Raw genomic sequence first — 11,319 nt, 5'->3', positions numbered from 1 at the left:
CAGGTCTCCGATCTCGGTCAGGCCGTAGGCCAATACGAGTTGCTGCTCGGGGTGCGAGCGTATCTGCTCGATGACGGCACGCGGCGGTTCCAGCTCGGACGCGGCGCGGTGGAGTTGGCGGAAGGAGCGCCGGGGCTGCAGGTCCTGCGTTTTGCGGCGACCGCTCCGACAAATGCACCGTGGCCGAGCACGTCCGATGCGTTTCACGGTCTGTCCGTACGTGTCGGCCCGCCGTTGGATCTCGCGGCGCCGGAAATCCCTGACGACGCGGCAAACGCGATCGACCACGTGGTGGTTCATTCGCCCAACCTCGATCGTGCTCTCGCCTTGTGGCGCGACCGATTGAATCTTCGCCTGGCACTCGACCGTGAGTTCCCCGCCCGCGGCTTACGCATGCTCTTCTTCCGCAGCGGTGGCATCACCCTCGAATTCGTGGGAACGCTGCCACAGCCAACAAACGCAGCCGGTCCGGACCGCCTCTCCGGTGTCGCCTACCAGGTCAAGGATCTCGACGCGTGTCGTACTCGTCTGTTGCGGAACGGAGTTGATGTCAGCGCCATCCGCCCCGGCCACAAACCCGGCACCTCTGTTGCCACCGCGCGCTCCGGTACGGCGGGCATTCCCACGTTGCTGTTGAGCGCTGGCGGGTGAAATCCGATCCGCATGGTCGGCGCGCACGGCTCGTATTCCGGCCCGAGCGGCAGATCTCGTCTCCGCCCCTCTTATCAAGAGAAGAAAAGGGCTTATACTCGGGCCAATGATCACCATCCGGCCAGGCGACAAACGCGGTCACGCGCAACATGGATGGCTCGAAAGCTTCCACACCTTCTCCTTTGCGGACTACTACGATCCAGCGCACATGGGCTTCCGCCAGCTCCGTGTGATCAACGAAGACCGAGTGCAGCCAGGCAGAGGCTTTGCGACCCACAGTCATCGCGACATGGAGATCATCACGTACGTCCTAGAGGGCGCGCTCGAACATCGGGATAGCCTCGGCAACGGCTCCGTGATTCGACCGGGCGACGTGCAGCGCATGAGCGCGGGGACAGGCATCACCCACAGCGAGCACAACCACTCGCAGACCGACTTGCTGCATTTCCTGCAGATCTGGATTCTACCGGAAGGCCAAGGGCTGGCACCGGGCTACGAACAGTGCAGCTTCGCGGTTGCGGAGCGGCAACGGAGGTTGCGCCTGGTCGCATCACGTGACGGGCGTGACGGCTCGGTGACGGTCCACCAGGACGTGAACCTCTTCGCCGCTCTTTTGGATCGCGGAGACCAGGTCATCCATGATCTCCGCCCCGACCGTCACGCTTGGTTGCAGGTCGCTCGTGGCACGGTCACACTCAACGACGTTTCACTCTCCGTTGGCGACGGTGCGTCAGTGAGCGACACCTCAACGCTCAGGATCAGCGCCGACACGCCTGCGGAGATTCTGCTGTTCGATCTGGCCTGAGCGGCCATGCCGGCGACTGGCCCGGGCCGCCCTGCAACTCGCGGGCATGGCTTGCATAGGGCACAGGATCACCGAGGCGTTGCCATGATGCGTCCACGACGCACAGGAGCGACGCGGTGTCTTGCAACCGCGGTACGCCTGTGAGAAAGAGCCCCCCGTCGCATTCTGAAGCCAACATCCGCAGCAGAGGAGGCACAACCATGAAGCTGTTCGAGCGAGCCAAAATCGGAAGCATGGAGGTCAAGAACAGAATTGCCATGGCTCCGATGGGAACGAGCGGGCTCCCGGATGCCGATTTCGGCTACTCCCGCCGGTTGATCGACTTCTATGCTGCTCGGGCCAAGGGTGGCACGGGCATGATCATCACCGGCGCCGCCATCGTCAACACCGACATCGAAGGCGGCATCGCTCACTTCTTGCCCCGGCTCACCAACCCTTCCTTCATGGGACGCTTGTACGAGTTGTGCAACGCCATGCATCACTACGGTTCGAAGCTCGTCCTACAACTGACGGCCGGCTTCGGCAGAGTGAATTACCTCGAGGGCAATCCCATTCCCCCGATTTCGGCTTCCGTCCTGCCGTGCTTCTACAATCCAGCCATCTCGACGCGAGCGCTGACGGTCGAGGAAATCGGACAGATTGTGAAGTCCTTCGCGACGGCCGCTGGCATGGCGAAGATGGCCGGCGTTGACGGGATCGAGATTCAAGGGTACGGCGGCTACTTGATCGATCAGTTCCAGACGGCACTGTGGAACAAGCGCACCGATGCGTACGGCGGTGACCTGAACGGCAGACTGCGGTTCACCATGGAACTCATCGGCGCCACCCGATACGCGGTGGGCCCGGATTGCCCGATCATCTACAAGTTCACCCCCGACCATTACATCCCCGGCGGGCGCAGGCTCGAAGAAGGCCTGGAGCTTGCCCGACGGCTGGAGCAGGCCGGGGTCGATGCGCTGCACATCGATGGCGGCTGCTACGAAGTGTGGAACCGCGTCATCCCGAGCATGTACGAGAAGTCCGGCTGCCAGATCGCCTTGGCCGAAGCCGTGAAACGCGTCGTCAAGCTCCCGGTCATCGCGCACGGAAAGCTGGGAGATCCCGCGATTGCCCGTCAGGTCGTGGAAGAAGGCAAGGCGGACTTCGTTGCACTGGGGCGGCCCCTGCTGGCCGATCCGGACTGGCCCAAGAAGGCCAAAGACGGCCGGGACGATGACATCAAGCCGTGCATCGCCTGCAACGAGGGCTGTCTCAATCCGTTGCATCTCAGCTGCGCGGTGAACGCTCAGACCGGCTGGGAAAAGGAGTACGCACCCACACCGATTGAGCGGAAGAAATCCGTGCTCGTCATCGGCGGCGGGCCCGGTGGACTGGAAGCGGCTCGGGTGGCAGCGGCCCGCGGGTGTAAGGTGACGCTGTGGGAGAAGAGCGACCGGCTGGGCGGGAAACTGCGACTCGCTGCCGCCCCGGACTTCAAGGGCAACATCAAGCCGTTGATCCGATATCTCTCAACACAGGTCGAGAAAGCCGGCGTCAAGGTCGAACTCAAGAAGCAAGTCACTCCCGAGCTGGTTCGGAAGCACAAGCCTGACGTGGTGATCGTCGCCACCGGTTCGCAGTTCAAGCTGCCGGACGTTCCCGGCGTACGACTCGGTCACGTCTTGAGCACCGTGGACCTGTTCGAAGGGACAAAGTCGGTCGGAGAACGCGTGCTCGTGATCGGCGGCGGCTTGTGCGGCAGCGAGGCCGCCGCCCACCTGGCGCAACAGGGGAAACAGGTCACCATCGTCGAAATGGCGGGCCAATTGATCCCGGAAGGAAAGAACGCCAACACCATGCTGGCGATTCACACGTTGCTGGCCGACAGCAAGGTGGAGGTGCTGACGAACACGAAGCTCGTCAAGATCACCACAGGCGGGGCAGTGGTGGAACGTGATGGCGGCCAGCAAGAACTGGCAGCGGACTCCATCGTGATCGCTACGGGATTTCAGCCGGACCTCACTCTGCGTGATGCGCTCGAAGAGCACGCACCGGAGATCGTTACCATTGGCGACTGCGTCAAGCCACGCAACATCCTCAACGCCATCTGGGACGGTTTCCACGCCGCCCGGGTAATTGAGTGACCGGGTTACCCAACCAGCGCGCCTCGTGAGCGCCGGCGCTATGAGACGAGGAGCACGAGCGATCGGGCCTAAGAGTTGGTGCAGAACGTTTTCGTCCCGGTCACGATGGCCCCCGTGTCATCGAGCCGCTGCACGCGAACGGTGACGGGCTGCGCGCATGTGGTCCCGGGGGGCATGCGCACCACGATCTCGGCCGGCGTCACCGCTTGCACCGGGAGGTCCACCCATTGCTCCGGAGACGCTTCGTACTGAACGCAAGTGCCGGCGATGGGATTACACGAGTTGCTCTGCTGCACGGTGGTCGTGCAATCGCCGCCCGGTGGGTAGCCGTCGATCGCGTTGAAGCCGCTGCCCGTGATGCGCACGAGGTCTCCGGCCGTCGCCTTGGTGGGCGCGAAGCTCTGAATCACAACCGTCAGAGTGTTCCCGTCCGCCCGGTACGGCTGGGGCGGGGAAACACTCACAGGCCCGTTGATGTCGAGGCTGATGTTCCCGTCGCAGGTCGCCGCCGGATTCGCCGGGTCGGCGTAGCAGTGCTGCCACTGGTTACCCGGCGCCGGAAGGGTGGTTTGCGGGCTAGTGGAGTTGTCGAAGTTATGCCCGCCGAGAGCGGCATTCGTGGCATTCTGCGTAAACGCGTTGTTCCCGCCGTCAGGGCTAGTCTGGCCGAAGTCGCCGGTTGATTGGTCGGTGATGGTGGCCCCGTTGCGGCCGTTGTAGACGCTGGCGGTTCCTCTGACGATGGCGGAGGCCGGGCTGGTCGTGCTGTTGAAGATGGCGATCCCGTTCTGGCCACTTGCAGCACTGTTGGTCGCACCGCAGGTGAAGTCGTTGGTGATTACGGCGTCAGACAACTCTTGCACCGAGATCCCGCGCGAGCTGTTGTTGCGCAAGACATTGCCGTTGGTCTGCAGAACCGACGGCGTGTCGGGTGTGGTCGGGGCGACGACCGCGTTGGCACCGTTCGCGGCAACGCCGTTCCCGTTGGTGAACACCTGCACCGTCGCATTGTATCCGTTGAACTCGATGACATTACGATCCGCCTCGACGTTGCCGCTGAGGGTCGCCTGGATGCCGCCGCCGATGTTGTGGTGCACCCAGCTGTCCTGCACGGTGAGGTAAGCCAACGTGGTGGCCTTGACCCCCTTGTCGGGACATGCGGTCAGCTCGGTGTTTTGAATCAGGTTGGCACTGCTCCAGTTGAGACCGGCCCCGCCGAACCCTTCGACGCAGTCGTGCGCCGTCGACTTGGTCGTCAGACTGCTGCCGCCGCCGTCGATCTTGCAGTTGGCGACGACGTTCTGCTGCGTCTGGCCGCCGCTGCCGTTGAAGGTGATGATGTCACCCGGCGTCGCGCCATCCGCTAGGAGCGCTCGCTGGAGAAAGAGTCCCGCCAGGCGCGCGCCCTGATTGGAGAAGACGAACGTCGCGCCGTTAGCGGGGAGGAGCACAATGCGATTGTACGGATCGCCGGGGAAAGTTGGATCGCCATTGGGATCCGTTCCGTCGATCGTCATCTGGGCGCCGGCGATCGCTAGCCTGGTCGACTGGGTTAACTGAATCGTGGTCGGTGTCCCGGCAGGGAACACCGTCGGGTCGAACTGGATCAAGAGCGGGGCGGCGGCGGTGGCCCCAGCCGACATGGCCTGCCGCAGGGTGCAAGTCTGGGTGCCCGGCGCGCTTGGGCATTGCGGGGTGGGATTCGTGGCGACGTCGTCGGTTCGGTCGACGCTGAGAACCGTCGAGAAGACAACCCAAGAGATGGTGTTCGGGATTCCGTTCGGGTCCGCGTCGACCACGATACTCTTGCTGAACTGGTTCTGCGCCCCCACGCTGACCTGGTGCGTCCAGATGCCGGAGGTGAGTCCGGACGTGGTGAGGCAGTCGGTGGTGCCCACGCCGCAGATGACGGTGGCAGCATAGCCGGTCGCGCCCCCGATACACGAGGCGGTCAGCACGCTCCCGGCAAGGGTGACTGATTGGGGCACCCCGGTCGGATTGTTCACACGAACCGTCACAGTCGCCCCGCCCAGCGGACAGACAGGAAACGACGTTGCGGCGGCCGTCGGTGTGGACGTCGGTGTCTGAGTATCAGTCGGTGTTGCCGTGCTGGTTGGCGTACTCGTTGGTGTGGCCGTGGCACTCGCGCTCGGTGTCGCTGTCGGGCTACTGGTCGGCGTCAGCGTCGGCGAGAGCGTACTCGTGGCCGTCGACGAACTCGTCAGAGTTGGGGGTATCGATGGTGTGGGAGTGACCGTGGGTGTGCGGGTCTTGGTCGGTGTCTTGGTGCTGGTTGGGGCTTTTGTCCTGGTCGGGGTCTTTGTGTTGGTGGGCGTTTTGGTGCTGGTCCGTGTCCGCGTAGGCGTCGGCGTTGGTGTGGCGGCGGCCGAGGCCAGCAGCGGTGTCACCATTGGCAGCGCGAGAACAATGGCGACGAGCCCGAGCCACGGCGCATGTGGCCCACGAACTTGGCCGTAGAACTTGTGCTGAGTTGCCGCTTTCATGTCACGTCCTAGTAGCAAAGCGTGTGCCTATCGCTCATCGTGGCCCTGGGAGGCGGCATCGCTCCGTCACCCGCCATCTCGGTGTCAGGGCGGGGCGAATCACAAGAATGTTGACGCCTAAGCGGTCAGGGGGTGCGGAAGGGCCACAAGCAAGGCGTGCCGGTCAGACCGAACCTTTCAGCCACTCTCACGATCAGGCTGCCGACACGCTGCTTGACAGCCCGCGCACCCGGGGGAAATAAGTGCGCATGGCTGTCGAGAGCGTGCATCGTTCGTGCCCGATTTGCGAGGCAAGTTGCGGGATCGTCGTTGACGTCGATCGCGGAACCAACAGGATCGTCACGATCCGTGGGGATGCGGATGATCCGCGCAGCCGCGGCTATCTCTGTCCCAAAGCCTTCGCGCCGCAGGCCGTGTACGAGGATCCCGACCGCATTCGCCGGCCGCTGCGGCGCACCGGTCAGGGCTTCGAGGAGATCGGTTGGGAAGAAGCGTTCGAGTACGTCGGATCACGCTTGAAGGCAATCCGCACCGCACACGGCGCGGACGCGATCGCCACGTACATCGGCAATCCCACCGGCCACAATTTCGGCGCCATGCTGTGGTCTGCCATGTTCATCGGGGCCCTGGGCTCGCAACGCATTTTCTCGGGCGCAACGGTGGACCAGTTTCCCAAGAACCTCACCTGCCGGATCCTCTACGGCGACGCCTGGCTCTTCCCCATCCCCGACCTCGACCGCACGGACTTCTTCCTCTGCCTCGGCGGCAACCCTCTCGTCTCACAGGGCAGCCTGATGTCGGCGCCGAACATGGAGGCCCGCTTGCGCGCGCTGCATGCGCGCGGCGGGCGCAGCGTCGTCGTCGATCCGCGGCGCACCGAGACGGCGGCACGCGCCAGCCAGCACCTCTTCATCAGGCCGGGAACCGACGCGTTCCTCCTCTTTGCCATGGTGCATACGCTGTTCGAAGAAGGCCTGGTGCGTCCGGGGCGGCTGGCGGACTTCACCGACGGGATTGACGACGTCAGGAAACTCGCGCACGACTTCCCGCCCGAAGCCGTCGCCACGGTCACGGGCATCGACGCCGCGACCATCCGGCAGTTGACCCGCGACTTCGCCGCCGCCGAACGCGCCGTGTGCTATGGGCGTCTGGGCACCTGCACGGTCGCATTCGGGACGCTCGCAAGCTGGCTGATTGATGTCGTGAACCTCCTCACCGGCAACCTCGATCGTCCCGGTGGCTTCATGTTTCCGCGGCCCGCAACCGGGCAGGCTGAGCCGGTCGACCAGGACACCGGGCCGATTCCCTACGCGCGCTTTCGTTCGCGTGTGCGCGGTTTTCCGGAATTCGACGGACAGCTCCCCGTTGCCGTCATGGCCGAGGAGATCGACTCGGCCGGCGATGAACGCATTCGCGCCATGGTGACCGTCGTCGGCAACCCGGTCCTCTCCACGCCGAACGGCGAGCGCCTCTCGCGCGCGCTGGCGAGCCTCGACTTCATGGTCTCGATCGATATCTACCTCAACGAAACGACGCGGCACGCCGACGTCATCCTGCCGACGACAACCGCTTTTGAGGAAACCAACTTCGACTTCCTGTTCCAATCCACCTCCATCCGTAACATGGTCCGTTACTCGCCGCGTATCTTCACGCCACCGTCCGACGCGAAACCGCACTGGGCCGTCATGATGGAGATCGCCGCCCGGCTCAACGACACCACCGTCGACGCGTACGACGACTTCATGTTCGAGGGCATGCTGGCGGCGTTAATGGGTGCGCCCGGCACCCGCTGCCCGCACGTGAATCCGGAGGTGGCCCGGGCCAAGCTCGGGACCAGACGCGGACCGGAACGCCTGCTCGACATACTGCTGCGTACCGGCCCGTATGGCGACGGCTTCGACGATGATGCCGAAGGCCTGTCGTTGGCGAAGATCAGCAAGGTTCCACACGCCATCGACCTCGGCCCGTTGCAGCCGAGGTTGCCCGACATCTTGAGGACCCCGGGGCGTCGCATCTCACTGGTTCACGAGCTGCTGGTGCGCGACATCGAACGGCTCAGAGGCGCCCTGACCGAAAGCAGCACACACCAGGGCCTCCTCTTGGTTGGCCGCAGACAGCTGCGCAACATGAACTCGTGGCTGCACAATGTCGAGGTGCTTGCCAAGGGGCGGAACCGCTGCACCTTGCTCGTGCATCCGGACGACGCAGAGCGAATCGGCCTGCGCACGGGTGGGCGTGCGCTGGTACGCTCGCGCGCCGGCGAGGTGTCCGCCGAGGTCGAGATCAGTGATGAGATGATGGCCGGCGTCGTCTCCCTGCCCCACGGCTTCGGCCACACCGCGCCCGGAACGCGGCTCTCGGTCGCCACGCAGCAGCAGCCGGGGGTGAACGCCAACCAGCTTGCGGACGAGTATCTCCTCGATGAACCTTCCGGCACCAGTGTGGTGAATGGAATACCCGTGGAGGTATTCGCGGCGTAGAGCTGACCTCGGTCATCTTTGACATTGAGCGGCGCCATGCATATTGGTCCTACCAACCGGCAGGAAGGGAGTGCGCTAACGCTGCCTATTCCACCACCGGTGTCAGCACACGGAGGAAGTATGAACTCTTCGACGGATCACAGTGACAAGTCGTTCTGGCTCGCGACTTACGGGCCTTACACGCCCAATCCGCCGGTGCAGGGCGATATCAGTGTCGATGTCGCCATCATCGGCGGCGGCTTCACCGGGCTGTCCACGGCCTATAACCTGCGCCGGGACGATTCCGGCGTGAACGTTGCCGTTCTGGAATCCGAGGTCATCGGCTACGGCGCCAGCGGGCGCAACGGCGGCTTCTCGATGACGCTGTTCGGCCTCGAACCTGCCATCACCAAACTGTTTTTCGGACAGCAACGCACGGTTGAGGCGCAGAAATACATGGAGCGCGCCGTCGACTACGTTGATGCGCTCATCAAAGAGCACAACATGCAGTCCGACTACTGGTTTCCCGGCTTCCTGCGCGTTGCCACCACGCCCGGCTACGTCAAGCGCATCCAGCATGACTTGCAGATCCTCAGCGACATGGGCATCAGCGGCATCACCTGGCTCGACGCCGATCAAGTGCGTGCCGAGGTGGACTCTCCCCTGTTTCTGGGCGCCTGGTGGGAACCGCGGTCCGGGCTGCTCAATCCCGCCAAGCAAGTGCGCGAGTTGAAGCGAGTGGCACAGCAGTTCGGCGCCACGGTGTACGAGCGCACGCCGGTTACGGAGATCCAGCGTGGTCCCCGCTTCAGGCTGCGCACGCCCGGCGGCGTCGTGATGGCCGACAAGATCGTTCTGGCCACGAATGCCTACTCCCATCTCATTCCGGAGTTACACTCCAAACAGTCACCGGCCTTCACGCATATGGTCGTCACCGAGCCACTGACGCCACAACAGCTCGGGACAATCGGCTGGAAGAACCGGCAGGGGATCGAAGACGCCCGCAACCTGGTGCACTATTTCCGCCTGACCATCGACAACCGTCTGGCCATGGGCGGCAGCGATGTGAGTCTGTCCTATGGACGCGACCTCGACCGGGATCTGAACGCGCGCGTGTTCGCCGACCTCGAGAATGACGTCGTGCGCCTCTTCCCCGGCCTCAAGGGCGTGCGCTTCACGCATCGTTGGGGCGGGCCGGTGTCGGTCCCCACGCAGATGGTGCCGGACATCGGCCAACTGGGAGATCCGCGCGCCCTCTACAGCCTCGGCTGCATGGGACACGGCGTCTCGCTGACTCACCTCAACGGGCGGACCCTGGCGGACCTGCTCTGCGGGCGCAAGACCGACCTCACCAGCATGTGGTTCGTCAACCGTCGCACCATTCCGTGGCCGCCCGAGCCGCTGCGATTCGTGTTGGGTCAAGCCGTGCGCGGGTACCTGCGCCTGGAAGACCGCATCTACGAACGTCACATGCCGCAGTGAATGCCTAGGAGCGCAGACTGGCCGTCCGCGCTCCCAGAGAAAGAAAGGATCTCTCATGCAGGTCGCAATCGACTACCGCAAGCGCATTGAAAACCTCCAGGCGCCGCTGCAGCAGCGCGGGATTGATCGCTCTTCGGGACGCGCCTGAAAACGGTCACCCACGTCTCCGGCGCCTTCTGCCCGTGGCGGAGTGCCACCGTGATCCCCGCCAAGGGTGCGCCGCAGGTCATCACGCTCATGATGGACGCGGCACGCGTCGCCGATGACAGTTGGTTGGACAACGTCGTCGCCTACGGTCCGTTCCCCGGACAAGGGCTGGTCGACATGGCGGCGAGCTACATCCGCGCGCTCGGCTTGCACAAGGGCACCATCGCCATCGAAAGCGGCACCTCCAGCTATCTCCCCGACGGCTACATCACGCATGAGGAGTACGAGCGTCTGGCTCGGGCGCTGCCGCAGGCCACGGTCGTCAATGCGGTCGACATCATCGACCGGGTCACGCTGATCAAACAGGACGCAGAGGTGAAACTGCTCCGTCAAGCGGCCGCGATCTGCGACCACGCCATCGAAGCCATCCGCGATGAGCTTCGGGTCGGCATCTCGGAGCAGTATATTGCCGGCATCGCCGAACGCGCGGCGCGCGAGGCTGGCAGCGAGTTCGCTTGGACCTTCACCGGCGGGATGGAAATCGCCTCGGGCTACCGGACCGCCTACCCCATGGGCGGGTGCACACCGGCAACGGGCAAGCTGGTGCAGTGCCACGAAGCCGTGATCCTCGACATCCACGCCATGTACGGTCTCATGCTCGGCGACGTGGCGCACAACGCCATCATGGGCAAACCGACCGCGGCGCAGCGCGACCTCGCGAGCGCCTACGTCGAGTCGTGCAACCAGCTGGTGGAGCTGATGCAGCCCGGCAAGCGCCTGGGTGAAGTGGCGATGCAGATGGGGGAGTTCGTGGCCAACAAGGGATGGGCCGATGTCGTCCTACCCGGCTACGGTCACGGCATCGGGCACTTCGGACACGAGTGGTTCCCGTGCGTCGTCACCAGCGATGACCCCCTGGCGACCGATCCCAACTTCGAGCTGCAGCCGAATTACGTTCAGGAGATCGCCATCGTCTGCAACCGGCCGGGAGTGGCCGGCTTCAGGCTGGAACGACCGTTGCTCATCACGCCGAGCGGCAACGAGTTGCTCTCCGGCCTGCCCTTCGCGCCGTGGGTCATTGACGAGGGCTGCGTCTGCTGACCTGCGTTGCTGAACTTCGGCCCAACCAGCAGTCCTCACGGTGGGCA

8 protein-coding genes are annotated in these 11,319 nt (G+C 64.2%); 7 read left to right on the top strand and 1 reads right to left on the bottom strand.

Features of this window, described 5'->3' with window-relative positions; genetic code table 11:
• The 3 genes from VF515_15995 to VF515_15985 all read left to right on the top strand — a co-directional run.
• A partial coding sequence (locus tag VF515_15995; protein HEX7409133.1) for a VOC family protein occupies positions 1–651 on the top strand: 651 nt, incomplete at its 5' end.
• Positions 652–757: 106 nt separating this feature from the next.
• A complete protein-coding gene (locus VF515_15990) occupies positions 758–1,456 on the top strand; it encodes a pirin family protein (protein HEX7409132.1) in 699 nt (232 codons plus the stop codon).
• A gap of 200 nt (positions 1,457–1,656) precedes the next feature.
• Positions 1,657–3,579, top strand: a complete 1,923-nt coding sequence (locus tag VF515_15985; GenBank protein ID HEX7409131.1) for an FAD-dependent oxidoreductase — start codon at positions 1,657–1,659, stop codon at positions 3,577–3,579.
• 68 nt (positions 3,580–3,647) lie between these two features.
• On the opposite strand, the gene VF515_15980 is transcribed toward VF515_15985, so the two are convergent.
• Entirely contained in the window at positions 3,648–5,597 is a 1,950-nt protein-coding gene (locus VF515_15980) for a hypothetical protein (protein ID HEX7409130.1), read from the bottom strand.
• An 88-nt stretch (positions 5,598–5,685) separates the two neighbouring features.
• Between VF515_15980 and VF515_15975 the strand changes: the two genes are divergently transcribed.
• From VF515_15975 to VF515_15960, 4 genes are all read left to right on the top strand, one after another.
• The gene (locus VF515_15975; GenBank protein HEX7409129.1) at positions 5,686–6,057 is read left to right on the top strand and encodes a hypothetical protein; all 372 of its coding nucleotides are present in this window, start codon (positions 5,686–5,688) and stop codon (positions 6,055–6,057) included.
• A 274-nt stretch (positions 6,058–6,331) separates the two neighbouring features.
• Entirely contained in the window at positions 6,332–8,563 is a 2,232-nt protein-coding gene (locus tag VF515_15970; protein ID HEX7409128.1) for a molybdopterin-dependent oxidoreductase, read from the top strand.
• A gap of 120 nt (positions 8,564–8,683) precedes the next feature.
• Complete coding sequence (locus VF515_15965) at positions 8,684–10,024, top strand: FAD-dependent oxidoreductase (protein HEX7409127.1); 1,341 nt, start codon at positions 8,684–8,686, stop codon at positions 10,022–10,024.
• 198 nt (positions 10,025–10,222) lie between these two features.
• Positions 10,223–11,272: a M24 family metallopeptidase gene (locus tag VF515_15960; GenBank protein HEX7409126.1), complete on the top strand. Its 1,050-nt coding sequence runs from the start codon at positions 10,223–10,225 to the stop codon at positions 11,270–11,272.
• Positions 11,273–11,319 lie beyond the last annotated feature (47 nt).

It is taken from the genome of Candidatus Binatia bacterium (genome assembly GCA_036382395.1).
Lineage (GTDB): Bacteria > Desulfobacterota > Binatia > HRBIN30 > HRBIN30 > JAGDMS01.
This window is presented reverse-complemented; position numbering and strand designations above follow the sequence as displayed.

Excerpts from the sequence above, each read along its gene's own strand:
- VF515_15985 (HEX7409131.1), top strand. The coding sequence starts at position 1,657 with ATGAAGCTGTTCGAGCGAGCCAAAATCGGAAGCATGGAGGTCAAGAAC.
- VF515_15990 (HEX7409132.1), top strand. The coding sequence starts at position 758 with ATGATCACCATCCGGCCAGGCGACAAACGCGGTCACGCGCAACATGGA.
- VF515_15965 (HEX7409127.1), top strand. The coding sequence starts at position 8,684 with ATGAACTCTTCGACGGATCACAGTGACAAGTCGTTCTGGCTCGCGACT.
- VF515_15970 (HEX7409128.1), top strand. The coding sequence starts at position 6,332 with ATGGCTGTCGAGAGCGTGCATCGTTCGTGCCCGATTTGCGAGGCAAGT.